At 37.4% G+C, this 26,065-nt stretch carries 24 protein-coding genes and 1 riboswitch; of the genes, 18 read left to right on the forward strand and 6 right to left on the reverse strand.

Going from position 1 to position 26,065, the window contains the following annotated elements:
- Positions 1-110 precede the first annotated feature (110 nt).
- Complete coding sequence (gene serB / locus I6F42_RS09485) at positions 111-1,139, forward strand: phosphoserine phosphatase SerB (protein ID WP_197151952.1); 1,029 nt, start codon at positions 111-113, stop codon at positions 1,137-1,139.
- A 20-nt stretch (positions 1,140-1,159) separates the two neighbouring features.
- Here the strand turns inward: serB and I6F42_RS09490 are convergent, their stop codons facing one another.
- On the reverse strand, positions 1,160-3,637 hold the full coding sequence (locus tag I6F42_RS09490; protein ID WP_197151954.1) for a PilZ domain-containing protein: 2,478 nt from the start codon (positions 3,635-3,637) through the stop codon (positions 1,160-1,162).
- Positions 3,638-3,999: 362 nt separating this feature from the next.
- Here I6F42_RS09490 and radA point away from each other — a divergent pair, with 362 nt between their 5' ends.
- Both radA and I6F42_RS09500 read left to right on the forward strand, forming a co-directional pair.
- A complete protein-coding gene (radA, locus tag I6F42_RS09495) occupies positions 4,000-5,385 on the forward strand; it encodes a DNA repair protein RadA (protein WP_024590039.1) in 1,386 nt (461 codons plus the stop codon).
- Between the two features lie 75 nt (positions 5,386-5,460).
- Positions 5,461-6,393 carry a hypothetical protein gene (locus I6F42_RS09500; protein WP_197101135.1) on the forward strand — a complete coding sequence of 311 codons (933 nt, stop codon included), beginning with the start codon at positions 5,461-5,463 and terminating at the stop codon, positions 6,391-6,393.
- Positions 6,394-6,435: 42 nt separating this feature from the next.
- Here I6F42_RS09500 and argE read toward each other — a convergent pair whose 3' ends face one another.
- Positions 6,436-7,620, reverse strand: a complete 1,185-nt coding sequence (argE, locus tag I6F42_RS09505) for an acetylornithine deacetylase (RefSeq protein ID WP_197151956.1) — start codon at positions 7,618-7,620, stop codon at positions 6,436-6,438.
- Between the two features lie 224 nt (positions 7,621-7,844).
- Here argE and argC point away from each other — a divergent pair, with 224 nt between their 5' ends.
- The 10 genes from argC (at position 7,845) to I6F42_RS09555 (ending at position 17,237) form a co-directional block, all read left to right on the forward strand.
- Positions 7,845-8,855, forward strand: a complete 1,011-nt coding sequence (gene argC / locus I6F42_RS09510) for an N-acetyl-gamma-glutamyl-phosphate reductase (RefSeq protein ID WP_197101131.1) — start codon at positions 7,845-7,847, stop codon at positions 8,853-8,855.
- Positions 8,856-9,623, forward strand: coding sequence for an acetylglutamate kinase (gene argB / locus I6F42_RS09515; RefSeq protein WP_169044237.1), 768 nt, complete (start codon positions 8,856-8,858; stop codon positions 9,621-9,623). It abuts the gene before it with no gap.
- A 7-nt stretch (positions 9,624-9,630) separates the two neighbouring features.
- On the forward strand, positions 9,631-10,563 hold the full coding sequence (locus tag I6F42_RS09520) for an ornithine carbamoyltransferase (RefSeq protein ID WP_024592295.1): 933 nt from the start codon (positions 9,631-9,633) through the stop codon (positions 10,561-10,563).
- Entirely contained in the window at positions 10,560-11,762 is a 1,203-nt protein-coding gene (locus I6F42_RS09525; RefSeq protein ID WP_007581653.1) for an argininosuccinate synthase, read from the forward strand. Before I6F42_RS09520 ends, I6F42_RS09525 begins: the two co-directional genes overlap by 4 nt.
- Positions 11,763-11,811: 49 nt before the next feature.
- Positions 11,812-13,677, forward strand: a complete 1,866-nt coding sequence (gene argH, locus I6F42_RS09530) for an argininosuccinate lyase (RefSeq protein WP_024592296.1) — start codon at positions 11,812-11,814, stop codon at positions 13,675-13,677.
- Positions 13,678-13,942: 265 nt separating this feature from the next.
- A complete protein-coding gene (locus tag I6F42_RS09535) occupies positions 13,943-14,137 on the forward strand; it encodes a hypothetical protein (RefSeq protein ID WP_197151958.1) in 195 nt (64 codons plus the stop codon).
- 15 nt (positions 14,138-14,152) lie between these two features.
- On the forward strand, positions 14,153-14,686 hold the full coding sequence (locus tag I6F42_RS09540; protein WP_197151960.1) for a hypothetical protein: 534 nt from the start codon (positions 14,153-14,155) through the stop codon (positions 14,684-14,686).
- Between the two features lie 992 nt (positions 14,687-15,678).
- On the forward strand, positions 15,679-16,200 hold the full coding sequence (locus I6F42_RS09545) for a hypothetical protein (RefSeq protein ID WP_306790314.1): 522 nt from the start codon (positions 15,679-15,681) through the stop codon (positions 16,198-16,200).
- Positions 16,193-16,720, forward strand: a complete 528-nt coding sequence (locus I6F42_RS09550; RefSeq protein ID WP_197151962.1) for a hypothetical protein — start codon at positions 16,193-16,195, stop codon at positions 16,718-16,720. The genes I6F42_RS09545 and I6F42_RS09550 overlap by 8 nt, the downstream gene beginning before the upstream one ends.
- 1 nt (position 16,721) lies before the next feature.
- A complete protein-coding gene (locus I6F42_RS09555; protein ID WP_197151964.1) occupies positions 16,722-17,237 on the forward strand; it encodes a hypothetical protein in 516 nt (171 codons plus the stop codon).
- A 32-nt stretch (positions 17,238-17,269) separates the two neighbouring features.
- Here the strand turns inward: I6F42_RS09555 and coaD are convergent, their stop codons facing one another.
- Entirely contained in the window at positions 17,270-17,761 is a 492-nt protein-coding gene (gene coaD / locus I6F42_RS09560) for a pantetheine-phosphate adenylyltransferase (protein ID WP_024592299.1), read from the reverse strand.
- Between the two features lie 198 nt (positions 17,762-17,959).
- Here coaD and I6F42_RS09565 point away from each other — a divergent pair, with 198 nt between their 5' ends.
- On the forward strand, positions 17,960-18,613 hold the full coding sequence (locus I6F42_RS09565; RefSeq protein WP_007581663.1) for a TetR/AcrR family transcriptional regulator: 654 nt from the start codon (positions 17,960-17,962) through the stop codon (positions 18,611-18,613).
- 97 nt (positions 18,614-18,710) lie between these two features.
- Positions 18,711-20,168: a tRNA uracil 4-sulfurtransferase ThiI gene (gene thiI / locus I6F42_RS09570; protein WP_101164302.1), complete on the forward strand. Its 1,458-nt coding sequence runs from the start codon at positions 18,711-18,713 to the stop codon at positions 20,166-20,168.
- A 40-nt stretch (positions 20,169-20,208) separates the two neighbouring features.
- Here thiI and I6F42_RS09575 read toward each other — a convergent pair whose 3' ends face one another.
- Together I6F42_RS09575 and I6F42_RS09580 are read right to left on the reverse strand one after the other, a co-directional pair.
- Positions 20,209-21,111, reverse strand: coding sequence for a ketopantoate reductase family protein (locus I6F42_RS09575; protein ID WP_197118673.1), 903 nt, complete (start codon positions 21,109-21,111; stop codon positions 20,209-20,211).
- A complete protein-coding gene (locus I6F42_RS09580) occupies positions 21,104-21,457 on the reverse strand; it encodes a VanZ family protein (RefSeq protein ID WP_197151966.1) in 354 nt (117 codons plus the stop codon). The genes I6F42_RS09575 and I6F42_RS09580 overlap by 8 nt, the downstream gene beginning before the upstream one ends.
- 152 nt (positions 21,458-21,609) lie before the next feature.
- On the opposite strand from I6F42_RS09580, the gene I6F42_RS09585 reads away from it, so the two are divergent.
- The 3 genes from I6F42_RS09585 (at position 21,610) to I6F42_RS09595 (ending at position 25,216) form a co-directional block, all read left to right on the forward strand.
- The gene (locus tag I6F42_RS09585) at positions 21,610-22,092 is read left to right on the forward strand and encodes a YajQ family cyclic di-GMP-binding protein (RefSeq protein ID WP_007377833.1); all 483 of its coding nucleotides are present in this window, start codon (positions 21,610-21,612) and stop codon (positions 22,090-22,092) included.
- Positions 22,093-22,293: 201 nt separating this feature from the next.
- Complete coding sequence (locus I6F42_RS09590) at positions 22,294-23,079, forward strand: ABC transporter substrate-binding protein (RefSeq protein WP_197151967.1); 786 nt, start codon at positions 22,294-22,296, stop codon at positions 23,077-23,079.
- 65 nt (positions 23,080-23,144) lie between these two features.
- A riboswitch (cobalamin riboswitch) is annotated at positions 23,145-23,329 on the forward strand.
- 36 nt (positions 23,330-23,365) lie between these two features.
- Positions 23,366-25,216 (forward strand): TonB-dependent receptor domain-containing protein, encoded by a 1,851-nt coding sequence (locus I6F42_RS09595; protein ID WP_024604436.1) that lies wholly within the window; start codon positions 23,366-23,368, stop codon positions 25,214-25,216.
- Between the two features lie 237 nt (positions 25,217-25,453).
- Here the strand turns inward: I6F42_RS09595 and msrA are convergent, their stop codons facing one another.
- Positions 25,454-25,990 carry a peptide-methionine (S)-S-oxide reductase MsrA gene (gene msrA, locus I6F42_RS09600; RefSeq protein WP_010553193.1) on the reverse strand — a complete coding sequence of 179 codons (537 nt, stop codon included), beginning with the start codon at positions 25,988-25,990 and terminating at the stop codon, positions 25,454-25,456.
- Between the last annotated feature and the right edge of the window lie 75 nt (positions 25,991-26,065).

Genomic DNA, 26,065 nt, shown 5'->3' on the forward strand with positions numbered 1-26,065 from the left:
CAACTACACTAACTATAACCTTAAACCCCACCTGATGGCGAATTTAGTGTTGAGAATACCAGTTATGATATGCCAATTATCAGGAAAATAAAAATAAACACGGAGATCCCATGTCGCAAATCAACATGGCACAGCAAGCTGCTGAGCAACCATTACAACACTTAACTCTAAATAAATGGTTTAGCTATAGTGGTGGTGTATTTACACCTCTTGATTATATACCAAACAAAGCATTAGGGTTATTTAGCATCGCATTTGCGGGTGATTTTGAAGAAAAACACATTGTTAGCATTATTGATTTTTTAGCTATGCATAACCAAACCGTCACTGCTATATGCCAATATCAACCAGATTTAGGGTTAGCTCCAGCACTGTGTTTTTACGCGCAAAACTCCGATCAAGCTATAAACCCGTTAGTACTACAAGAGTTTTCAAGCACTCTAGATTGTCAATTAGTGCAAGTTGCTACTGCGCCTAATTTATATGAGCCTGGTTTATTGGTTATGGATATGGATTCAACTGCAATAACTATTGAGTGCATAGACGAAATAGCACGCCTTGCGGATGTTTACGACGAAGTTGCCTCTGTAACCGCACTTGCAATGGCGGGTAAACTTGATTTTAGCGAGAGTTTAAATCAGCGCGTAGCTAAACTGGCTGGTGTTGAAAAAAGCTTAATTGAAGAGCTAAAAAGTGCATTGCCACTCATGCCGGGTATTAAAGTGCTGTGTCAAATTCTAAAACAGCATGACTGGTATTTAGCAATTGCATCAGGTGGTTTTGTACCGTTTGCAGAGCGCGTTCAAGAGCTTATTAATTTAGATGAAGTGCACGCTAATGTACTCGAATTTAAAGACGATAAACTAACCGGTAAAGTACTGGGTACAATTGTAGATGCACAACAAAAAGCAATTATTCTAGAGTCGTTACAACATAAACTAGGGCTTGAGAAGTCGCAAACAGTTGCTATTGGCGATGGCGCAAACGATTTAATCATGATGGCTAAAGCTGGCCTAGGTGTAGCAGTGCATGGCAAACCTAAAGTAGTTGAGCAAGCACAAGCGGCTATTTGTGAAGGGTCATTATTGCAATTGCTGTATATGTTGGCTATTCCGTTAGAAAATGAGCCCGCTCTTTAAAGTTGTTTAAGTTAAACCGCTTAGCGTAAGCGGTTTAACCAGATTAGTTTACGGCGGCCCATTTGTTCAACTTGCTCTTTTTTAAGCTCTAAATGGCTTAGAGCTTCTTCAGTTATATCTACTACGTCCCCCACGCCTGCAACAGCCCATAAAGCTTCTTCTAAATCTTTTGCTTTATGCATAGCGTATTGGCTTACGTATTTAAGCTCGTTTGATAGATAGTCAGTATCGGGGCGACCTGTGCGCGAAATATACAAACGCATTACAAATATAAGTTGCGATGTAATGTCTTTACTAATTTGTTTATAAAAGCCTGAGTAGTCTTCACCTAAAGCGCATTGGCTAACAATAGCTTCTTCAATTTTACCCTTACGAGGGTCGAAATTAATAGCGAGTGTAAAAGCAAGCGGTGCATCTTGGCGACTGCGATCTTTAATATTAGGCGTTATTACATTAATAATTTGCTCTTCGGTAAGAATACTCGAAAAGTCAGTTTTGTTACCTAATAAGCCAAAGTTTTGCAAAATAACATGCATAGGACTGGCGTATAAGCCATAACCAATTGCACCTGTTTTAAAGTGTGCTGCTTCTTTGTGTAAATACAGCGGAAATTGGCATACACTTTTTGTAACCATATTTCTAAGCGCGGTAGATAGGCCTTCTACTTTTGGTGCTTCTTCAGATACTTTAAGTTTGTCTTTATTACCTTCTATCAACTGAGTAAAAAAGGTTACGCCAGCATGGGGTAAATCAGCAATACGATTCGCTTTTAGGTTAATAGTAGTGAATGACTTACTAATGGCCATTATTTCGTACTTTAGTTCGCTAAGTTTATGCTTTTTAGTTATTTTTTGAAGCTCAGGAAATGTTAAAAGTACTATATCACCTTTTTTAAATGTGACTGGTTGCTCGCACTCTAATTGCAAACCCATTACAGAAAAGTCACGTGTATAACCGTTAAATACTTCATCATTAATAGTGACGCTAACCGGTGTTTTATAAAGGTAGCGCTTATGCGAGCGTAAATTTACGTATTCAAGTGGCACAATATCTAAATAAGGTGGCGTTTTATGTTTAGCATGGCCAAAATGCTTAAGCTGATTTACTAACGCTTTGTCAAAAGTAAGTTGTTTATAATCTGCTTGCTCTGTTTTATTGCCAATACTTGTAAGTACAACAATATATTTAACGTCTTTTATAAGGCCTTTAACTCGAGGGGAAGGCGGCTTGTTGAGTTTTTCAATATTAGCGCCAGCACTATTAGGTAATGAAAGCGGTATAAAAGAATCATCTGGATGACTTGGCATTATTTGTATTTTAAAGCACTGCCAACTTTCTTTTTGGCTACCAAAACCTAAAAATAGATCACGTAATTTAGGGTTATTATTTAGCTCAGTTCGTGTCGCAGAGTAATAGTAAATTTTACCCGATGATATATGTGTAAATGTATAGAGGTAATCTTCTTTGACCGCGGTAATTTGGGTTAGTAATTGTGTAATGCGCTGATGATTGAGTATATTGTACAAACACGGTGTTTTTCTTTCATCGGTAAAATAGCGCTGGATAAAAATATTATTTTCAGTAGTAAGGCTAAGGCTTGGGTAATACTGTTCATCTTTTTTGCTTAAAAATACATATAAAGACGTTACACGAGGGATGTAGTATTGCTCATACCCCTTTGATACTACAGCATCGAGCGTGTTATCTAAATTTACTTTATAACGACGTTTATTACCGTGAATAAAGCTTTCTAAAAAGTCATTAAAGGCATCGTTATTTTCGATATAAGTGCGTTTTAAGCGAATGTGGTTGTATTCACGAGAGATATTTTCAACGGCAACAACCTCGTATTGAATACCGTTTTTTAGGCCAAGTTCAAAGTCTTGTTCAAGGCCTACCAAGCGCATTGCTATTAGTTCACCTTTTTTTATAGAGTAGCGCGTTGCAAGCTTAACTTTACAACCGCTTAAAGATATATCTGAGGTGCTAGCAGCAATGTTCTTTTTATCTTTGTAATCAATAGTTACTTTTATTGAGTAATTCATCCGTTCTTCACGGCGGCTCTCGTAAGAGGCAAACTTAATTACTTCAGTGCTTAAGTTACTTTCTGATTCTTGTAGTTCTGATTTTTCGGCGGCTTGTTTTTGTAATACGCGGTGGTTATTTTCTGTATTCATTACGGCTTCGTAAACGGCTAGGGTATATTCACCATGCTGTTTAAGTGCTTTTTCAAACACTTCAATGGCTGTGTCATCCATAAAGTGCTGTTTACCGTTATGCTCATACGGTTTTACTTGGCCCGTCACTAATCCACGAAGATCAACAAAGCGTGCCACTGGCTGAGATAAGCGTGACATTTCCATTTTCATCAAAAATTGCTCAGGTTTGGTTAACCCAGCGGTTTTTGATTTGAAAATTAGGTCAAATTTAGCATTGCCTAAATATGTTTTTAACTCATTCACGAGGTCTTCGTGTTTGAGCATTATGTCATCAGCCATTTATAAAACCATCACCGTCTAATTGAAAAAGTAGGTATACTGTTAAGTCCATTTATTAGAAGTTCAATAAACGTTAAATCGCGCTATGTTATTAATATAGGTACAATTATTTTAGTTACTACTGTTTAGCTCTTGTTATTATGTGTTATATGCCATTTTGTTGGCAAGTTACTTTAAACTATTTCAAAGCAAAAAGTATGCCCTAAATTATAGCTAAAAAGAAACACCATGTGTATTTAATGATTGTGACGCTAGATTTTTACGCAGGCAAGAGTTTGTTGCTAAGTAAATGCTTGAAGTGGCAAAATAAGTTATTAACAGTAAATGTTTTTAAAATTAGAGAATCGTAGATAAGGTTATAAATGACTAAAGCGGCAAAAATAGAGTTTGTGTGTACAGAATGTGGCATGAACTACCCACGTTGGCAGGGTCAATGCCGCTGCGGTGCGTGGAACACATTAGCAGAATTTAAACCTTCAGCAGGGCAGAGTAAAAAAGCGTCAGTTCGAGCAAATGTAGGTGGTTATGCTGGCGGTGCTGGTGGCGGCTCTAAAAAAATTAATGATATTGCTACGTCAGAGGCAGAAAAACAGCTGACAGAAATTGGCGAGCTCGATCGTGTGCTAAGCGGTGGTGTAACTACCGGCTCTGTTAATATAATTTCGGGTGATCCAGGTGCTGGTAAAACAACATTGCTATCTGACCTAGTAGCGAGAATGTCACAACGTATGCCGTCACTTTACTGTACGGCCGAGGAGTCATTATCGCAGTTTAAAAACAGGGTAAATCGTTTAAAGTTAAACTATAACCCTGACGAGCTTTATTTACTTTCAGAAACCAGTGTTGAAACCATCATTGAAGAGCTCGAGAAAAATAAAATTAAGTTTGCTGTTATTGACTCTATTCAAGCGGTTGTAACCGAAACTGCAAATGGTAGCCCAGGTTCCCCTTCGCAAGTAAAAAGCGCCGCCCAAGCATTGACTCAATACTGTAAGCAAAATGATGTAACCATGTTCATTATTGCTCATGTAAATAAAAATAACGAAATAGCAGGTCCTCAAACACTTGTACATATTGTCGATGCGCTTTTACACATAGACACCAACGATGGGCAAATACGAACCCTTAGGGCAAATAAAAACCGCTTTGGTGATATAGATACCGTTGGCATTTTTAAAATGTGTGAACGTGGGATGTTAAGCGTTGATAACCCGAGCGAAATATTTTTATCGGGGTCTACAACCGACTCGCCAGGCTCTACAATTACCTGTATCCGTAAAGGTAATCGAAATTTACTACTTGAAATTCAATGTTTAACTACCGAAACCGAGGCGGAATTTCCGCAGCGTGTTTGCGTTGGTTTAAACATGAACCGCATAAAAATGCTGACTGGCATATTACGAAAACACACTAAAACCAAAATATTCCACGATACGTTTTTTAATATTGTGGGTGGCCTAAGAATAGATGAAACAGAAACTTGTATAGATTTAGCATTGGTTACCGCGCTACTTAGCAGCTTAAATGAATTTGTTGTGCCACGTACCACGTGTATTATGGGCGAACTCAGCTTAAACGGCGATGTACGCCCAATTGATAGTGGTGTGCCACGTGTTAAAGAAGCAGCACAACATGGTTTTACAGAAATATATATTCCATTTCGTAATTACCATAAGTCGATGGAAGGGCTGGGCGCTAAAATTACCCCAGTTAAAACAGTACATGAGTTGCTTAGTTTAATTAATTAATACTTACGGGTGTTAATGTGTAATGTTACTCTTAATAAAACTCGGTTTACACAAAGAATAGAATAAGGAAATAACATGAAAAAGTTAGTAATAGTTGCAGCGATTGTAGCTGCGGGCGTTGGTGGCGTGAGCTATGCAAATTATGTAGCTACACAAGAAGTGCGTGCAGAAGTAGATAAGCAACTTGCTTTAGTAAGCGAGCAAACTGGCGCTACATTTAAATACGCTGGTTTATCGGCAAGTGTTATTTCAAAAAGCGTAGAAATAACAAACATGGAAGTAATAAGCCCAGAGGGCGACAATGTTGCTAATATTCAAAGCATTGAAATAACAGGTTACGAGCCAGATAAAATATCACCGCATACATCATTTGATGTAAAAAGCTTTCAGTTTGATAAAGATTTTGTTTCAAAATTACCTGCTGATACAAATGAAATGCTCGCGTCGGCAAGTTACGATTTACATTCATCACTTGATTACGATGAAGAGTCTGGCAATAGTGATGTAGTAGTTAAGCTTGATGCAAAAGACATTGTTAGTTTTAATATGGATATGGGCTTGGCTAATTCAAAAGCATTAATGGATGCTTCATTGGCGATTAGTAAAGCGCAGCAAGAAGCGGGTAACCAGCCACTTACTTATGAGCAAGAGTTACAGCAGCAAACACTTGTTATGCAAGCAATGAGTAAGATAGAGCCGCGCAATGTTAGCTTTGCCTTAAATAACCAAGGTAAGTTAAAAGACTTACTATCAAGTGAGCTTGAAAAGCAAGGCATGACGCTAGAGCAAATGGAAATGATGTTAGAGCAGCAGTTACAACAAGCTCCTGTAACTGAAAATATTGCAGAGGCTTTAACTAGCTTTGCTAAAGGTTTAAATTCATTCAGTGTGTCTGCAAAGCTACCTGAAGGTAAAACTATGATGGAAATTAACCAACAAGTTATGATGCTAGTAGGGCAACCTGAAGAGCTAGTTAAGTTTATTAACTTAGAAGTTAAAGGTGATTAAGCCTTAGTTTTGTATTAATAAAGGCGCCAATTGGCGCCTTTATTATTTTGTGTTGTTATAAGCAGTTAGTAACTGCTTTTTGCTAAAGCAGTTTGCTTTTATGATATTGGTGATTATTTGTTGTGATGGTTTTATTTTTTCCATCGCTAAAAACTCATCAGGCTGATGCGCTTGGTTAATTGAGCCTGGGCCCATTACGATTGTTTCACAACCGAGTTGCTGGATAAACGGCGCTTCAGTGCAATAATTTACCGCGACCGCTTTTTGCCCCGCTATTTTTTCAGCCATTTTAACTAAAGCACTGTCGGTGCTACCACTAAATGCCGGGATTGGTTCATGTAAATCAATAACGCTCACCGCATTTGGGTATTGCTGATTTATCTCTTTTGTTGCATCAAGCACTAATGCTTGTAGTTCTTGTACACTTAAACCTGGTAATGGGCGCATGTCTATATGCATTTCACAGCAACCACAAATTCTATTCGCATTATCGCCACCATGAATATTACCTAAGTTTAATGTTGGATAAGGAATTTCAAAGTGATTTATTGAATACTTATGCTTTAATTGCTCTTTTAAGAACATCAATTTTGTAATCACTTTATGCATTACTTCAATGGCGTTAAGGCCACGTTCGGGATCTGAGCTATGCCCAGAGCGACCAACCACTCTTATTGCTGTACTCATATGGCCCTTGTGCATAAATACTGGCGTCATATCAGTAGGTTCGCCAATTATACAACGCGCAGGTTTTAAATTAGGGTGCTTACATATTTGCTGTGCACCTGCCATAGTTGTTTCTTCATCGGCAGTGGCGAGTATTAAAATAGGTTGAGTTTGCTGCTTTTCATCAAGTTCACTAATTGCTTGTAATACAAAAGCAAAAAAACCTTTCATATCAATGCTTCCTAGCCCGTACAATTTATTGTCGAGTTCAGTAAGTTTAAACGGATTGTGGTTCCAGCGGCTGTCATCAAAAGGCACTGTATCAGTGTGGCCCGCAAGCATTAACCCGCCATCACCTTTTCCACGCTTTGCTAATAAATTAAAGCGGCCTTTACCTCCTTCTAATTCAATAATTTCACACGTAAAACCGAGTGTTTCGCACCACCTCGCAAGGAGTTCAATTACGTTTTTATTGCTCATACACAAGCTGTCTTCAATTGCACTAATAGAAGGGGCTGCAATTAATTGTTGATACATAGAAATAAACGAAGGCAAAGGCATAAAAAAATCCAAAATTATTATTCAATTTAATTGCATAACAATATAAAAGTATTTATGATGAATATCAATTCACTTTTTAAGCATAAATATATTAAAGTAAAGCTATGGAAATAATGCGACGATAATCTACAAATTCATTAAATTAAGTCTTAATTTAGCGTCTTAGCTAGTTTAAGCGAACAACATATATATTTAGCAGTAAATTTTAAAATAACGAGTAATCAATGAATGTAGTTATTATTGGCGCAAGCGGTTATAGCGGCGCAGAGTTAGCAAGCTTAGTTGCTAATCATCCAAACCTTACCTTAACAGGCTGTTATGTATCTGAGGGTAGCTTAGATAAAAATAAATTACTAAGTGATTTATACCCAGAGCACCTTGGCTTACTAGATTGTCCTTTACTTCCTCTTAGTGCATCAGCTTTTGATGACATTCAAAGTGATGCTGATTATGTATGCTTATGTACCGATCACAAAGTAAGTGTTGATTTAGCGCCTCAATTTTTAGCTATGGGTAAAAAAGTATTTGATTTATCTGGTGGCTATCGCCTAGCAAATAATGATGATTACGTTACTTATTATGGTTTTGAGCATCAACACCCAGAGCTTTTAAATGAAGCGGCTTACGGTTTAGCTGAGTGGAACAGTGATGCTATCGCTAACGCAAAGCTAATTGCTGTTGCAGGCTGTTACCCAACAGCGGCGCTCAATGCACTTAAACCGCTTAAACAAGCAGGCTTATTGAGCAGCGAAAGTATTATTATTAATGCCGTTTCGGGTGTTACGGGTGCCGGGCGTAAAGCGAGTGTAGGAACACATTTTTGTGAGGTATCGCTTGCACCTTATGGTTTGTTTAACCATCGCCACGGTCCTGAAATTGAACAACACCTTGGCCACAAAGTATTATTTACACCGCATCTAGGTAGCTTTGCGCGCGGTATTTTAGAAACTATTTATGTACAACTTAAGCCAGGCGTTACCAAGGAAAACGTTGCATCTGCTTATCAAGTGCTTGCTAACGAACCATTAATTCGTTTGTTAGGCGATAAAATACCGTCAATTAAAGGTGTTGCTAAGCAACCATTTGTTGATATCGGTTGGCAGCAACAAGGCACGCAGTTAATTGTAATGTCTGCCATTGATAACTTATTAAAAGGCGCTGCTGGACAAGCTTTGCAGTGTATTAATATTTCTATGAATTTAGATCACACTACGGGCTTAAAAGGAGCGTTTTAAATGAGTAAAAAAACGTGGGTTATTAAACTCGGTGGTGCAGTACTTAATACAGAAAATGCAGCAAAAGCGTTATTTGACGTGCTAAGCGAGCAAAAAAATGATGAGTTTGTCATTGTTCATGGCGGTGGTTCTTTAGTAGATACATGGCTAAAGCAAGCGGGTTTTGCTAGTGCTAAACACCAAGGTTTACGTATTAGTCCAGCAGAGCAAATGCCTTATATAGTGGGTGCGCTTGCAGGTTGCGCTAATAAACAATTAATGACTCAAGCTATAAGCGCAGGGCATAAGCCTGTCGGCTTAAGTCTTTTTGAGGCGGGTGTGACTGCAACCCAAAAATTAAAAGCGCTTTGCTTAGTGGGTAAATGTACAAGCAACGATGACTCTATTATTAACGATTTACTTAAAATTTCTCGTTTACCTATTGTTAGCTCTATCGGCTTTGATGAACAAGGCTTGTGGTACAACGTAAATGCAGATGAAGCTGCAGCGGCTATTGCCAGTAATTTAAATGCAGAACTAATTTTTATGACGGATGTAGAAGCGGTACTTGACGCAAATAAACAACCGTTACATCAACTTGACACAAAACACATTGATACTTTAATTACAGATGGAGTAATTGTGGGCGGGATGGAGGTCAAAGTTAAGACCAGCCTTCACGCTGCCCAACATTTACGACGCGGTGTGTATATTTCCAGCTGGCAAAAGCCAGAAAATTTAACTGCTCTGCTGCAAGGTGAGCATGTCGGAACAAAGATTACACCATAGGTTTATTATGTTTGAGAATTTTTTAACGGGTTTAGAATTAGACCAAGAAGGCGCACTTAATTTATTAAAGTTAGCGCAAGATATAAAAGCAAAGCCAGAAAAATACAGCCAAGTATTATCGGGTAAATCAATCGTAACATTGTTTGAAAAGCAAAGTTTACGTACACGTTTATCGTTTGATATAGGTATTAATCGCCTTGGTGGTCATGCTGTTTATTTAGATCAGCAAAATGGCGCTATGGGTGCACGTGAATCAATTAAAGATTTTGCACTTAATATCTCTACTTGGGCCGACGGTATTGTGGCGCGTGTAAATCAGCACAGCACATTAACCACGTTAGGTGAATATTCATCGGTACCTGTGGTAAATAGCTTGTGTGACTTGTACCACCCTTGCCAAGCACTTGCTGATTTTTTAACACTTCAAGAAGTACATGGCGATGTGAGTCAGCTTAAAGTAGCTTACTTAGGTGAGGGCAATAACGTAACTCATTCATTGATGTTACTTGCCGCAACGCTAGGTACTGACTTTGTTGCTGTAACACCAAAAGGGTGTTCGCCAGATTCACAAATACTTAAAAAAGCAGAGCAAATTGCAGCAATGAATGGCGCATCAGTCATGGTGAGCGATAGAGTTGAAGCTGCAGTTGGTGCAAACGTTGTATACGCAGATACATGGGTATCAATGGGTGATACAACGCCGCTTGAGCAAGTAAAAGAAAAATACATGCCTTATCAATTAAACCAGGCATTGCTAGATCAAACAGGTGCGACTACGGTATTACATTGCCAACCGGCACACCGTGAATTTGAAATTACCTCTGAGGTAATGGATGGTCCAGCATCAAAAATCATTCAACAAGCAGAGAATCGCATGCATGCGCAAAATGCTCTGCTAGTTACATTACTAAATCCAAATTTTGTTAAGGAACACCTATGAGTTCAATTAAAAAAGTCGTTTTAGCCTATTCTGGTGGTCTTGATACGTCGGCTATCGTGCCATGGTTAAAAGAAAACTACGGCTGTGAAGTAATCGCGTTTGTTGCCGATGTAGGTCAAGGCGCTGAAGAACTTGAAGGCGTAGAAGCTAAAGCAATTGCCTCTGGTGCATCTGAATGTTACGTAGTTGACTTAAAAGATGAAATGGTAAGTGATTACATTTACCCAACGCTTAAAACGGGCTCAATTTACGAAGGTACTTATTTATTAGGTACTTCTATGGCGCGCCCAATTATTGCTAAAGCACAAGTTGAAATTGCACGTAAAGTAGGTGCTGATGCACTTTCTCATGGTTGTACTGGTAAAGGTAATGACCAAGTTCGTTTTGAATCATGTTTTGCGGCACTAGCCCCTGATTTAAAAGTAATTGCGCCATGGCGTGAGTGGGACTTATCGAGCCGTGAATCATTACTTGATTACTTAGCAGAGCGTGACATTCCGTGTTCAGCATCTGCTACAAAAATTTATAGCCGTGATGCTAACGCATGGCATATTTCGCACGAAGGTGGTGAGCTTGAAGACCCATGGTGTCAACCAACTGAACAAGTATGGACTTGGACTAATTCTCCAGAGCAAGCTCCAGATAAATCAGAACTAGTAACATTAAAAGTTGTTGAAGGCGAAGTGGTTGCTGTAAATGGCGTAGAACTTAAACCTTACGATTGTTTAGTTAAATTAAACGATATTGCATCGCCTCATGGTGTTGGACGTGTTGATATTGTAGAAAATCGTTTAGTTGGCATGAAGTCACGCGGTTGTTATGAAACGCCAGGCGGCACAGTCATTATGGCAGCGCTTCAAGCCATTGACGAGCTAGTGCTTGATAAAGCAAGCCGTAAGTGGAAAGAAGTACTCGGTGGCGAGTTCTCGCATTTAGTATACGACGGCCGTTGGTTTACGCCTCTTAAAGATTCTATTTTAGCCGGTGCTGAAGCACTTTCTAAAGTGGCAACAGGTGAAGTGGTACTTAAGCTATACAAAGGCCAAGTAACTGCAGTTCAAAAGCAGTCACCAAATAGCTTATACAGCGAAGCATTTGCTACATTTGGCGAAGATGATGTGTACGACCAATCACACGCTGAAGGCTTTATTCGTTTATTCTCGCTTTCAAGCAGAATTTCAGCACTCGCTAAAAAGTAATTTATTACGCCCCTTATAAAAGGGGCACTACAGGGTTTGGAGAGATTTCATGGCATTATGGGGCGGACGTTTTTCTACGGGTCCAGATGAGGCGTTTAAGCAATTTAACGACTCTCTTCCCTTTGACTACCAGTTAGCAGAGCAAGATATTATTGGCTCTGTGGCATGGGCTGGTGCACTAGAGCAGGTAAGTGTACTTTCAAGTGACGAGCACACAAAATTAGTGGCTGCATTAAATGAGCTGCTTGAAGAAGTTAAAGCAGATCCACAAGCGGTAGCTACTTCAGGTGCAGAGGATATTCATTCACATGTTGAAGCAGCTCTAATTGAAAAAGTAGGTGATTTAGCTAAAAAATTACATACAGGCCGAAGCCGTAATGACCAAGTTGCCACCGACTTTAGATTATGGTGCCGTGATACGGCTGACCATTTACTAGATGCTATTGCACAGCTTAAAGGCGAGTTTGTAGCGCTTGCAGAGCGAGAGCTTGGCACAATATTACCAGGTTACACGCACTTACAGCGCGCACAACCAGTATTATTTAGCCACTGGTGTATGGCGTATGTAGAGATGCTAGAGCGTGATGAAAGCCGCCTGCAAGATGCTAAAGCGCGCATGAATTTTTGCCCATTAGGCAGTGGTGCATTAGCAGGTACAGCTTATCCGATTGATCGCCAAGCATTAGCACACGGATTAGGTTTTACAGCGGCTACAAAAAATAGCCTTGATGGCGTATCTGATCGTGATTTTGTTTTAGATCTTTTAAGTTGTGCGTCTATTTCGATGATTCACTTATCTCGTATGTCAGAGGATCTGATTTTTTATAATTCGGGTGAAGCCGGATTTATAGAGCTTGCTGATAACGTAACATCAGGCTCATCGCTCATGCCTCAGAAAAAAAATCCTGATGCACTCGAGCTTATTCGCGGTAAAACCGGACGTGTATTTGGTGCATTTAGCGCTATGATGATGACGTTAAAAGCGCTGCCACTTGCCTATAATAAAGATATGCAAGAAGACAAAGAAGGCCTGTTCGACGCTATGCCAACATGGCTTGCATGTATTCATATGGCGCAAGCATGTATTAAAGGCGTTAAAGTAAACGGTGATAAGACACTTGCTGCAGCAAAAGGAGGGCATGCAAATGCCACCGAACTTGCTGATTACTTAGTTGCTAAAGGTGTGCCATTTAGAGAAGGGCATCACATTGTAGGTGTACTTGTACAGCTTGCGATTAGCGAAGGTAAAACGCTTGAAGAGCTATCGCTTGAGCAGTACAAATCAGTAAACACTGTATTTGAAGACGATGTTTACCCAGTACTTGAAATTGATGCATGTATAAAAGCACGTAAAGCCCTTGGTGGGACGTCTATTGAACAAGTAACTAATGCTGTTAAAGAAGCCAAAAAAAAACAGCAAATAACGGTACGTGATGCAAATTTAGATGATGTAGAAGCAATTGCCACACTTATACAGCATTGGGCAACGGTAGGTGAAAACCTGCCTCGTGCAAAAAGCGATATGGTGCACTCTATTAACGAGTTTGCAGTAACGGAAATAAATGGAAAAGTGTCGGGCTGTGCGTCGTTATACATTTACGATACCGGCCTTGCTGAAATACGCTCATTGGGTATAGACCCAAAAAGTAAAGTGTCGGGGCAGGGTAGACAGCTTGTTGATCATCTACTTACTAAAGCCAAAAAATTGGCACTTAACCGAGTTATTGTATTAACACGCGTACCAGATTTTTTTGAACAACAACGTTTTACTTTTTGTAGCAAAGACTCTTTGCCTGAAAAAGTAATGAAAGATTGTGAACTTTGCCTTCGTAAAGAAAATTGTGACGAAGTAGCAATGGAATATATTTTGAAGCTAAGTACACGTGCGGAGATCCCGTGTAAATACGTAGCTTAAACTCCCTGGATACAAAAAACGTACGGTTATCCCTGTGCGTTTTTTTATGTTTGTAGTAAACTGGTCGGAGCTGTTTGGTTTGATTATATAAGTATGTTTTGAGTAAGTTTTAAGGTGTCAAAAAAAGTTGGCACATTGGTTGCTTTGTATAAGGTAGATAGCAAAATAGCTATCACTACTTTAAACAGGTGATGCATTTATCTACATAATAATGTGGTTAAAAGTTGCACCAGATATAATTAAAACCTTCACAAGGATCAATCACATGCAAGTTTCAGCTAATAGCCAAGTACAAATGCAAGCATACAACAAAACACAACAATTAAAGCCTGCAATGGAACAAACTGCTAGCCCTAAAACCCTGCAATCTGATACAGTAAGCATCTCTCAAGAAGCAAGAGCCGTTAGTGGTGCTGAGTTAGAGCGTGGCAATACAATTTTGAAACCTCGCCCTAAATGATTATTAAGGTAATAAATGTTTTTAGCTGAATTTTTTGGTTATTTCTCTCTATCGGCCCTCGTTACGTGGGCTTTTTTGATGGCTTTTTTCTTCAATTTATTTGTTTATAGCCTGGGAGTTAAAAGAGAAACTACTTTATTATTTAGCTCATTTATAATGATGGCTTCATATACTGCCACCGATTATTTTTTCACTTGGATATCTTACTATAATACGACATATCTTGATTGGGCATTACATGATTTTATTACCATTTTATCTCTTATAATTGCTTTAAAGATATTTAGTAAAACAACAGCTTCTTTTTTGTATTTAATTTTTGGCTTATCGGTGAATATGATTTTAGCTGCATTTATGTATTTAGATGTATTTATATATAACAATCAAAAACCTTGGCTTTTTTGGGATATATATACATTTTTAGTAACAGCAAATGACTTACTAATGGTCGTAGCTCTTATTGTAGATAGAGATTTTCTCGGTCTTCATAAACTAAAGAACAAATTCCTTAAATATTTCAAATCAAACGATACCCACAAAGTAACCTAGTTTAAATGTACGTTACTGAAGCCCTGATGGATTATGTAGAAGCTTTCTCTCAATGGGGCTTTTTAATGGCTTTCTTATACTGTTTAGCTTCCAGTATAAATAAAGAAAATAAATCCTCGGTTTATTTATCTGCGCTTATGCTCTGCTCATATATTTCCAGTGGTTACATAAACTTATTAGAAAGTTTATATTTAAATTGGGCGCTCTACGATTTTATTACAATTTTAGCTTTGTTAATTTTAGAGTACTTTAAAGTACTTCACCGCTCTATAGCTTTTCACTTCATCATCTTTGCGTTAATAATAAATGCTGTGCTCACCTTAATATTGCATTACGATCTATACGTTTTATATAACTATGAGCCTTGGTGGTATTGGAATGTTTATTCTATTGGCGTTAATATGTTCGATGTTTTAATGTTTCTTTCACTAGTATTCAATAAAAATACCATTTTTAAAAGAGGGGTTACATTGAACTTTAAAAAGTTGAAAAATATTGAATGAGCTTTTAATTAGCCCAACAGTTTCTCTGTACATAGGTGTATTTGTACAATGGGGATTTCTTATGGCTTTTTTGTACTCCCTTGCTCATTCGATTAATAAGCCTAATAAAGAAAGAGTGTATTTGTCTTTGGTTATGAGTGTTTCATATTCGTTTAGTATATTTACAAATATGGATACGGTAACTTATCTAGATTTTTTGTTTTCCGATATTTTAACTCTCCTAGTTATTATTTCCCTTAGGCAGCTCTGGCATGATGGTATTACCTATTTATATATTATTACTGGTTTAGCTATAAACTCAGCTCTACACTTTCTCATGCATTACGACATCTATATATCAAATAATACAAGCTACTGGTGGCTTTGGAATGCTTACGCGATAGGGGTCAACGCTGCTGATTTCATAATGGTAGCTATATTTTTTATAAACAAAGATTTTTTATGCTTGATGAAATTTAGAAATGGTTTGATTACGAGTTTGAAGAGGGCATGATGGCTGACATATTGTGGGATCTGGTAGCGATTAGAGATTATGTAGGTATTTTTATTACATGGTTCTTTGTAATTGCATTTCTTTATAATTTGTCAGCAAGCATAAACAGTCCCTATAAAAATACAATGTACCTTTCTGGTATTATGATGATTTCGTACACCTTAAGTACACTGTTCGATATGGTTATAGTGTCTCACTTAAACTATTTTTACTTCGATATTGTAACTCTAATTATTATTTTTACGTTTAGGTACTACAGCCAAAGCCCAATTCCTACCGCATTTTATTATCTTGTGTTTGGTCTGAGTATTAATGCATCTTTATTTTTAGCTATGCATTACGATATAGAGATTTTAGGTACTCTATATTATTGGTGGTTTTGGAACGTTTATGTATTTGGTATGTACTTTACAGATTTGATAATGCCATTAGCGCTTATCTTTAACAAAGATTTTTTAGGTCTAGTTAAGCTTACTAAATTTTTAACTGAAAAATTTAAAAGGTCACGCAATGCATGATTTTTTATGGCAGCTGGCTAGTTTATACGACTATATAACTATTTTTACTACATGGTCTTTTGTACTCGCTTTTTTATATAATTTGTCTGCAAGCATTAACAAGTCTGACAAAAGCTGCACACAACTTGCATTCATTATGATGGTATCTTACACCTCAAGTATTTTTATGGATCCCTTGAGCAACACACCCCATTTGACCCTTTTTATATTTGATATCGTAACTATGTTTTTTCTGATTATATGGCGGATATACTTTAGTAAAAACCTCCCCGTAGCCTTTTATTATCTTTTAGTTGGACTTAGCTTTAACGCATTTGTTTTTTTTGGAATGCACTACGACAGTATTGTTTTAGGAAGTTTGGATTACTGGTGGTTTTGGGCCTTATATGTAATAGGGCAAATAATTTCTGATTTAACGATGCTTTTAGTTCTCCTAATTAATAAAGACTTTTTAGGTTTGGTTGCATTAAAACGGTATTTACTTAATCGTATAATAAACACTCATCAAAAGGTTGAATAAAATGGAGGAGCTATTTTGGCAATTAAATTCAGTTAACGAATATTTTGGAATATTTATTACATGGCTTTTTGTTTTTTCTTTTTTATTCACTCTATCAGCGGCTATTAATAAGCAAGATAAAAGCCGAGTTCACCTTTGCTTTATTATGATGGCTTCGTATACATTTAGTTTGTTTATGGACATAACTACTGCGGCTCCGCATTTAAAGTTGTTTATATTTGATGTACTAACAATTGCCGTTATTTTTATGTGGCGTATTTTTTTAGGACGTAAAATACCGTACGGATTTTATTATCTTATTGTAGGGCTTGCTATCAATGCCTCACTGTTTATGGGGATGTATATTGATAATACTCTTTATGGCAATTGGGATTTTTGGTGGTTGTGGATGCTGTATGGTTTTCTTATGCCTATTATTGATATCATTATGGCGCTAATACTAATTATCAATAAAGATTTGCTAAAACTTGTTTGGTTAATTAAAAAATTAAAATCATCTATACAAAAGCTGAATTAGCGCATACAAGTTATGCGCTAATTCGGGAAGTGTTATTGGGCACCACAGCCCAATTTAGTTTTTAGCGCTTTAACAATTACAGGGTCTACAAACTCGCTTACATCACCATTGTGGCGAGCTACTTCTTTAACGAGTGTTGATGAAATAAATGAATTTCGCTCTGCGGGTGTTAAAAATACACTTTCTAAGTCGGGGTTCAGGCGGCGGTTCATGTTAGCTAATTGAAATTCATAGTCAAAATCAGATACCGCTCTAATACCGCGAATAAGCACATTAGCATTGTGATCGCGTGCAAGATCAGCCAATAAACCAGAAAAACCAATCACCTTAACATTATCTATGTGGCTTAAAATAGAGTTTGCAAGCTCAACACGTTCTTCAAGGTTAAAGCAGGGTTTTTTACTTGGGTTATTAGCAACCGCAACTAATACAGTATCAAACATTTTAGCTGCACGTTGAATAAGGTCTGTGTGCCCATTAGTTAGTGGATCAAAGGTGCCAGGGTAAATTGCAATAACTTTCATAATGTTCACTATTTATTATTTTAGCGCTAGTTTAACAGTGTTTATGCCACAAAGCAGCCTAGCTAAAAAAGCATATAAACACTTACTTTCTTTAAACAGGTCAGTCCATGGTGGGAGTGTTTTAATGATTCATATTTGTTTATACTGTTTACCTCTTTTGAGTGTAATGTAGCCTATAGATAATTTGAGTATTAGCATATGAATACCAAGGATAAAATAATACACACCAGTATTTTGTTGTTTAACGAAAATGGTGAGCGTGCAATAACGACAAATCATATTGCATCAAACTTAGGGATGAGCCCGGGTAATCTTTATTATCATTTTAAAAATAAAGAAGACATTATCCGTCATATTTTTGCGCTGTATCGCGATCATTTAAATACTCACTTTAAACCTATTAATAAAGATGATGATGCATTTAATCATTTAACGGCTTACCTAGATTCGTTATTTGAGCTGATGTGGCGCTATCATTTTTTTTACGATAATCTCGGGGATATTCTCTCTAGAGATGCTGATTTAAAACAAGCTTATATTGATTTTCAGTTAGAGTTGTTAGAGCAAGTTCGTAAAATTATTTTAGGACTTCGCGACAGTGAAATGATTGCTATTGATGAGCAAGATGTCATTGATTTAGCACATACACTAAAGTTAACGGTTAGTTTTTGGACGCCTTATATTAAAGCCCGTAGGCCAAGTGGTACGCTTGCTGAGCAAGATATATATCATGGCATTTTAAAAGTACTTACATTATTTAGAGCGTACAGTACTGATAAAAGCATTGATAAAATGAACCTGCTACGTGAAAAATATACTGAATTAGCGCAACAAGCCCCAACAGTAGTTTAATCGATAGTAATAGGCTGTTTCCTAGGCGCTGAATTTTTTGCTATAATCCCGCGCCAAATGCCTGGGAGCGCGAATTCCCGCAGTCTAAGAGTGAACTATGCTTAAATTTATCGTCAAACTACATCCTGAAATAGCCATTAAAAGCCGTTCAGTCCGTAAACGCTTTACTAAAGTGTTAGAAAATAACATTAAAATTGTATTGCGCCGTGTTGACGAAAAAGTACAAGTAAGAAATAACTGGGATAACATTTCAGTTGTTACAAAGCTTGAAGACGCGCAAGTTCGCCTTGATTTTATCGATAGCCTTAAACGCATCCCTGGCATTGTTCAATTTATTGAAGTAACCGAAACACAATTCGAAACTCTTGATGATATTTATCAAAAAACCATCGCTTTAGTTGGTCATACTATTGTGGGTAAAACCTTTTGTGTTCGTGCTAAGCGCATAGGGCAACACGATTTTACCTCAACTGATTTAGAGCGTTATGTTGGTGGTGGATTAAATCAACATATTGAAGGCGCAAGCGTAAAGCTTAGCCGCCCAGAAGTAACAATACGCCTAGAAGTAAAAGACGATAAAGCTTACATTGTTTCTCATACACATTTTGGTATGGCTGGTTTTCCTTTGCCAACTCAAGAAGATGTGCTTTCGCTTATGTCTGGTGGTTTTGACTCTGGCGTAGCAAGTTACCAAATGATTCGAAAAGGCGCACGCACACACTTTTTATTCTTTAATCTAGGTGGCGCAGCGCACGAAATTGGCGTTAAGCAAGCAAGCTACTACTTATGGAAAAAATACAGCTCTACACATAAAGTTAAATTTGTAACGGTTGATTTTGAACCTGTTGTTGCTGAAATTTTAGAAAACGTTGAAAACAGTCAAATGGGTGTTGTACTTAAACGTATGATGATGCGCGCAGGGAGTGTGGTTGCGCAAAAGTTAAACATTCAAGCACTTGTCACTGGCGAAAGTATTGGCCAAGTATCTAGTCAAACATTAGCGAATTTAAGCGTGATTGACCGTGTTACTGAAACGCTTATTTTACGCCCGCTTATTCAACACGATAAGCAAGAAATTATTAATATTGCTCGTCAAATTGGTACGGCCGAAATGGCAGAAACAATGCCTGAATACTGTGGCGTTATTTCTAAAAAGCCAACGGTTAAAGCCAAAATAGACGTTATTCTTGGTGAAGAAGAAAAGTTCGACTTTGATGTACTTGATACCGTTGTAAACAACGCACGTATAATGGACGTGCGTGATATTGACGTAGAAGCCAAACAAGAACTTAAAGAAGCTGAATCGGTTGCTGATTTGCCTGTAGGCTCTGTGGTAGTTGATATTCGCTCACCAGAGGAAGAAGAAGCTGCACCGCTTGCAATCGACGGTGTTGAAGTGGTTCATTTACCGTTCTTCCGTCTGGCGACTAAGTTTGGTGATTTACCAAAAGACACCGACTACTATTTATACTGTGATAGAGGCGTAATGAGCCAACTACAGGCACTTATGCTGCACGAACAAGGCTTTGAAACGGTAAAAGTTTACCGCCCATAAGGTTTGTCGTCTTAAAGTTAAGAATTTATATAAGCGTGGTTTATACCACGCTTTTTTTTGCCTGAATTTTGACAAACAACTCATCGTTGTAAGGTGTAGGAATACCGTGAAGTTTGCCTTGTTGGCTAATATAGCCACATATAGCTGATATTTCAGTTTCTCTGCAATGCGCGACGTCTTGCTGCATTGAAGAGTAATTGTCAGACGTTAATTCCATTATTTTATAAGCGGTATTAAGTGCTTTAATCAATGGGATATTAAGCCCTTGTACCTTTGCTATATTGCATGCTTCAGTGAGTGCATTAAAAATTATAGCATTGTACTTAGGTGCGCGTAACTCACCATTTTTTACATTACTTAAAGCGCTTAATGGGTTAATGGCAATATTTACGAGTAGTTTTTCAAAACGAAGCTGCTGAATGTTATTAGTAAACTTTAGGCTGGGTATTACTTTAAAAATATCAGCTATTGGCGCGCTATTTTGAAAAGCTAATTCATTACAAGCACCAATAACACTTTGTCCCTCACCAGTGTGCTGCACAATGTATTGGTTTGATTTAAAGCCCGCTATGCTCGTCGTTAAAAAGTAGAGTGCTTGGTGAGTGCTTAGCTGGCTATTTACCTCATCAACATTACCCATTCCGTTATGCGAAAGTACAACAGAGCAATGACTTGGTAGAAGAGGCTTTATTTGCGTAAATGCATCAAGTACTTGAAAGGCTTTAACGGTAAATAAAACAACATCAAATTCAGCCGCTTTATTTAGCTGATTTAATGCAATAAATTGTGCGTCAATTTTTTTAGATGCACCCTTACCTCGACTATAAAAGCGGGTATTTGTTGGGCTTTTGCGAGTTAAAACACTGACATTATGCGACGCACTTAGAAAATGACTAAGTAACAAGCCAATAGCACCATCGCCGACAATTAAAATATTAGCCATATGGGTTCTTTTTTCGAGGTGTAAAAATTAATCTAAGTAAAAAGTAGCTTGCGGCACCTGCAAAATCAGCAAAAAAATCACCGAGTGATGCTTGCCTATATGGAAGTGCGTCTTGCATTATTTCTATAGAGGCGCCATAACCTGCCAATAAAAGTATTTGCGCATATAAAGGAAGCTTAAACGCTTTATCCATTATTATGGCTAGTATAAAAAAAATCCCAAAATGGGCCACTTTATCAACATGAGGAAATAAATTTACAACGCCACCTTTTATTTCTTTGGCAAATAAAAAGGTAAAAGCTACTATGCTGATTAAAAAAATTGCTTGATAAACACGCCTTGTCACGACAAATCCTAAAATCGCTTAAAAAAGAGGCGCAAGTATATCAAACTAATTTAATATCGCACCTGAACAAGATGCAGAAAAATGTAAAGATTTATAATTTTAGCGTTATAATTACCACATAAAATTAAGATTAAATAGTTAGGAGCAAACCAATGCCTTCATTTGATATTGTATCTGAAGTAGAAATGAACGAAGCTAAAAACGCAGTTGATAATGCAAATCGTGAGCTAGAGACTCGCTTTGACTTTAGAGGCGTTGATGCATCTATTGAGCTAAATGACAAAACAATTAAGCTTAAAGCTGAAGCAGACTCTCAGGTTATGCAATTATTTGATATTTTAGCTAACAAAATATCTAAGCGTGGTATGGATGTATCAAGCTTAGAGCTTCAAGATATTACCCGTGCAGGTAAAAATGTATTTCGTAACGTTGGCTTAAAGCAAGGTATCGAAAAGGACATGGCTAAAAAAGTAGTTAAAGCCATTAAAGACTCTAAAGTTAAAGTTCAAGCTGCTATTCAAGGCGAAGAAGTACGTGTAACGGGTAAAAAACGTGACGATCTTCAAGAGGCTATGCAAGTAGTGCGCAGTGCTGAGCTAGGTCAGCCTTTTCAGTTTAAAAATTTCCGCGATTAATCAATAAATAGTTTTAAATTAAGCATGCTTTAATCTGTTTATACTTACAGACAGATTGAAGCTACTTACTCTTTTTAAATATCTCACTATTATCCCTCTTTGCTGCCTAGATACTCCCGTATGTATTAATCTCCTTTTTGATATTTAAGCTATTATATTTAATCACATGCAATTAAGTACTTCACACTAGAAGGTATTAAAATGAAACTTCATCAATTATTTTTGTTATTTGTTTTGCTTACATTTACCAAACCAAGCTTATCAAAAACAGTTGATATTGATGTACTGGTTGAAGATGGCTACTTTCCCATTATTATTAATGCGCAAAAAAAGCAGGGTTTTGCTCCTGAGTTTATTAAGATTTTAAACGGAGCACAGCAGGAGTTTAACTTCGTACTTAAGTCTCTACCTGTAAAAAGGCTTGCTTTGTCAGTTGAAAAAAATAATTTTGATGTTTTATTTTTAATGGCACTGCAATGGATCCCACAATCAGCGCAAGAGAATATTAAAAAAACCGAATTTTATACCATTACCAAAAATGAGCTTTATACGCTTAAAGAAAATACAAATGAGCAAGCTTACTTTGACGACATTACGTCATTAACAAAGGTTGGGGTTCTGGGGTACTCGTATCAATTTGCTGGATTTAATACAGATGCTGAATTTTTAAGTGAGGAACATCAAGTAAGTTTAACCATTGATGAATTCAATGTTGTTAAAATGCTGCTATTAAAGCGCGCGGAAGTAGGCGTTTTAAATAATATTGCTTACCAATATTTTAAAAATCAAAATACTTTTAATATGGATTTACTCTATAAAAGTAACGTACCAGATGCCGTTTATAAAACGCACTTTTTAGTTAACTCTAAATTAAATAAGATCACCAGTAATAAAATGGATGAAATACTAAGCTTACCTACTGCACAAATACAACTTCAGAAACTACTTGATAAATATGGCGTTTCTTCAAACTATACTAGGCCCTAACTGCATTTTAAAAAGGTTTTTAGCTGTATAGACGTCCATTGACATTTGTAAACAAAATACTCACAATAGCGACATATTTTCAAGGTGCTTGCTAGCCACTTCATGTAATGATTTTTTTAGCAGGATAATCGGGAAGTTGGTGCGTTTTCATGATGACTACAAGCCCAACACTGCCCCCGCAACGGTAAAGTATTGCATATTTTGATGTGCTTACTGAGTCCGGAGACCGGCCTTGATGCAATCTTACTTACTTAAATCTTTGCGGTGGGCAAAGGTAGGGGACATCATGTTAAACAAAACAACTTTAGGCGTTGCTATTTCTGCTGCGCTTTCATTTTCTGTGTCTGGCGCAGAGCAATCAATTGAAAAAATAACCGTTACAGCTAATAAATTTGAGCAATCAATCAATGACGTTTTAGCAAGTGTAAATGTTATTGAGCGTGCAGAAATAGAAGCAAGCAACGTACGCGATTTACCCTCTCTTTTAAATACAGTTGTTGGTCTTGATATTGTAAGTAATGGGGGCTTTGGGCAAAAAGCGGATGTATTTGTACGTGGCGCGTCGGCAAAATACACATTGGTTTTGGTGGATGGTGTTAGGATAAGTGATGCGACTTCGGGTAGTGTGTCGCTTACTAATATCCCTGTTAATAGCATTGAACGTATCGAAGTTATCAAAGGTGCTCGCGCGGCCATTTATGGTTCAGATGCAATCGCAGGGGTTATTAACATCATTACTCGTGATGCAATTAATAATACTTTATCTGCAACATTTGGTAGCAATAGTTACTCAAACTATCAGCTAGCAGGTGGGGTAGCTAAAGATGCGTTGAGCTTTAAATACAATGCAGGTTATGAAGAAACAGATGGCTTTGATGTTACTGAAAAAGACCCTACTGCTGCAATTACTAAAGATCATGATGATGATGGCTATAGAAATAAAAATATTGGTTTTAACTTAAGCTATCATACTGAAGATTTGGGTCAATTTAGCGCACAAGCACAGTATAGTGAAGGTGAGGGCGAATACGACTCGGCATACTCTAGCGACGCTTATGATTTTGAAAACTATATAGCTAAATTAGGTTGGGAAAAAAGCTCTCAAAATTATAATCAAGGTGTTTCAGTCAGTTTATCGCAAGAAGAAAATGAGCAAACAGGGACTGCAGTAAATACTTTTTATAGTACTGAACGTTTTGAAGCAGAATATCGTGGTCTATATACTTTAACTCAAACACTAGAATTAAGTGGCGGTGTTAATTTATTACAAGAAGATTTATCCGGTTCTACAGCAACTTCAGTACATGAAAAACGCGATAATAAAGCATTATTTATTGGTGCTTTTTATGACGATGACATATGGCTTGCTAGTGCTGTTATTAGAACCGATGATTACGATTACCACGGTCGCGCTAATACATACAGCACAGGTGTTGGTTATAAAGCTAATAAATATATTAGTGTTCGTGCAAGTCACGGTACAGCATTTAGAGCACCATCATTGGTGAACGCGTTTGTAACGAATAGCCTCTATTATGTAGGTAACAGCGATATTAAGCCCGAAGAGGCTGTCAATAATGAGCTGGGCATTACGCTTACAACAAAATGGGGTCGTTACGATATTACTATTTTTGATAATAATATTACAAACTTAATTGAAAACCAATATGACGCTAATTTGGGAAAATATGTACCTTCAAATGTTGCGCGTGTGTCTATGCAAGGGGTTGAAATTAGTGCTGAGTTTAGCGCATTAGGGTTTGAACATAACGCTAACTTAAGTTTTTTAGATACAGAAGATGAAACTACGGGTAAAGAGTTGGCGCGTCGTCCATCTGAAGCATTTAATTATACACTAACTAAAAATTGGGGACATTTTGACGCCAATCTAACCATGCTATATCGCTCATCTCGCGATTCAATTTCATACTACGATACAGAAATTGCAGCGTTTACTGTGTTTAATATTGCTGCTAACTATCAGCTTTTAGATAATCTAGCGCTACATGCACGTATTGAAAACTTAACTGATAAAGAGTACTTCACTGCGGGTATTGGCTTTGCCGCAAGTGGTGAGCTTTTAGGCTACAGCGCACCCAGCAGACAAGTATTTGCTGGGATTAGCTACCAGTTCTAAATTTATTATTTAGTTATTAAAAATACAAAAGCCCGATAAATTATCGGGCTTTTTGCCTTTTCTGTTTACTTTTAAGTTATACCAACCTGCATAGACCTCTAAACAGTTTAACGGATTAAATCACACGCTAACGTCGTTATAAATTTTTTATTTAGAACCACTGGATATAAAATTTTTGCCTAGTTAGAGCGCAATTTTATTATCGTTAAATAGCTTCTATACTTATGCTGATTGGTATTAATCAGTTAAAAACTCTTTAAATACGGTTTCAAACTTATGTAATTTAGGTGCTATTAAAATACTACAGTAACCCTGCTGTGGGTTTTCGTTATAGTAATCTTGATGATAATGCTCTGCTGGATAATACGTAGTGGCAGGGCTGACTTCTGTCACAATTGGCTCACTCACATGGCTTTGCAGTTGAGCTATCATTTCATTGGTTTGCTTTAGTTGGGCTTCATCGTGATAGTAAACAACGCTTCTGTACTGTGTGCCTATATCGTTACCTTGGCGATTCAATTGTGTTGCATCATGCAAAGTGAAAAACATTGCTAAAAGTGTTTCAAAGCTAACTACAGTAGTATCAAATTCAATTTTAACAACCTCAGCGTGCCCAGTTGTGCCAGAGCATACAGAATTATAGGTTGGGGTGTCGGTTTCGCCACCGGTATAGCCAGAACTCACATCCAATACGCCATTTACACGTCTAAATGCTGCATCTATACACCAAAAACAGCCGCCACCAAATGTGGCTACTTGCGTTGTTGAGCTCATAAGTATTCCTAAAATGTATATGGAGTTTAAAGGCGAGCATAAATTGTATGCGCCGCAACAACAAGGTTACGGCGC

The sequence above is a fragment of the Pseudoalteromonas sp. SWYJZ12 genome (assembly GCF_015864395.1).
In the GTDB taxonomy this organism is placed as follows: domain Bacteria; phylum Pseudomonadota; class Gammaproteobacteria; order Enterobacterales; family Alteromonadaceae; genus Pseudoalteromonas; species Pseudoalteromonas arctica.

Bases quoted from the DNA above. Each gene is read 5' to 3' on its own strand.
- msrA (WP_010553193.1), bottom strand. From the start codon at position 25,990: ATGAGCTCAACAACGCAAGTAGCCACATTTGGTGGCGGCTGTTTTTGG.
- I6F42_RS09550 (WP_197151962.1), top strand. From the start codon at position 16,193: ATGCATGATTTTTTATGGCAGCTGGCTAGTTTATACGACTATATAACT.
- argC (WP_197101131.1), top strand. From the start codon at position 7,845: ATGAATGTAGTTATTATTGGCGCAAGCGGTTATAGCGGCGCAGAGTTA.
- I6F42_RS09545 (WP_306790314.1), top strand. From the start codon at position 15,679: ATGATGGCTGACATATTGTGGGATCTGGTAGCGATTAGAGATTATGTA.
- I6F42_RS09535 (WP_197151958.1), top strand. From the start codon at position 13,943: ATGCAAGTTTCAGCTAATAGCCAAGTACAAATGCAAGCATACAACAAA.
- I6F42_RS09590 (WP_197151967.1), top strand. From the start codon at position 22,294: ATGAAACTTCATCAATTATTTTTGTTATTTGTTTTGCTTACATTTACC.
- argB (WP_169044237.1), top strand. From the start codon at position 8,856: ATGAGTAAAAAAACGTGGGTTATTAAACTCGGTGGTGCAGTACTTAAT.
- thiI (WP_101164302.1), top strand. From the start codon at position 18,711: ATGCTTAAATTTATCGTCAAACTACATCCTGAAATAGCCATTAAAAGC.
- I6F42_RS09490 (WP_197151954.1), bottom strand. From the start codon at position 3,637: ATGGCTGATGACATAATGCTCAAACACGAAGACCTCGTGAATGAGTTA.
- radA (WP_024590039.1), top strand. From the start codon at position 4,000: ATGACTAAAGCGGCAAAAATAGAGTTTGTGTGTACAGAATGTGGCATG.
- argH (WP_024592296.1), top strand. From the start codon at position 11,812: ATGGCATTATGGGGCGGACGTTTTTCTACGGGTCCAGATGAGGCGTTT.
- I6F42_RS09520 (WP_024592295.1), top strand. From the start codon at position 9,631: ATGTTTGAGAATTTTTTAACGGGTTTAGAATTAGACCAAGAAGGCGCA.
- coaD (WP_024592299.1), bottom strand. From the start codon at position 17,761: ATGAAAGTTATTGCAATTTACCCTGGCACCTTTGATCCACTAACTAAT.
- argE (WP_197151956.1), bottom strand. From the start codon at position 7,620: ATGCCTTTGCCTTCGTTTATTTCTATGTATCAACAATTAATTGCAGCC.
- I6F42_RS09595 (WP_024604436.1), top strand. From the start codon at position 23,366: ATGTTAAACAAAACAACTTTAGGCGTTGCTATTTCTGCTGCGCTTTCA.
- I6F42_RS09525 (WP_007581653.1), top strand. From the start codon at position 10,560: ATGAGTTCAATTAAAAAAGTCGTTTTAGCCTATTCTGGTGGTCTTGAT.
- I6F42_RS09500 (WP_197101135.1), top strand. From the start codon at position 5,461: ATGAAAAAGTTAGTAATAGTTGCAGCGATTGTAGCTGCGGGCGTTGGT.
- I6F42_RS09565 (WP_007581663.1), top strand. From the start codon at position 17,960: ATGAATACCAAGGATAAAATAATACACACCAGTATTTTGTTGTTTAAC.
- serB (WP_197151952.1), top strand. From the start codon at position 111: ATGTCGCAAATCAACATGGCACAGCAAGCTGCTGAGCAACCATTACAA.
- I6F42_RS09585 (WP_007377833.1), top strand. From the start codon at position 21,610: ATGCCTTCATTTGATATTGTATCTGAAGTAGAAATGAACGAAGCTAAA.
- I6F42_RS09540 (WP_197151960.1), top strand. From the start codon at position 14,153: ATGTTTTTAGCTGAATTTTTTGGTTATTTCTCTCTATCGGCCCTCGTT.
- I6F42_RS09575 (WP_197118673.1), bottom strand. From the start codon at position 21,111: ATGGCTAATATTTTAATTGTCGGCGATGGTGCTATTGGCTTGTTACTT.
- I6F42_RS09555 (WP_197151964.1), top strand. From the start codon at position 16,722: ATGGAGGAGCTATTTTGGCAATTAAATTCAGTTAACGAATATTTTGGA.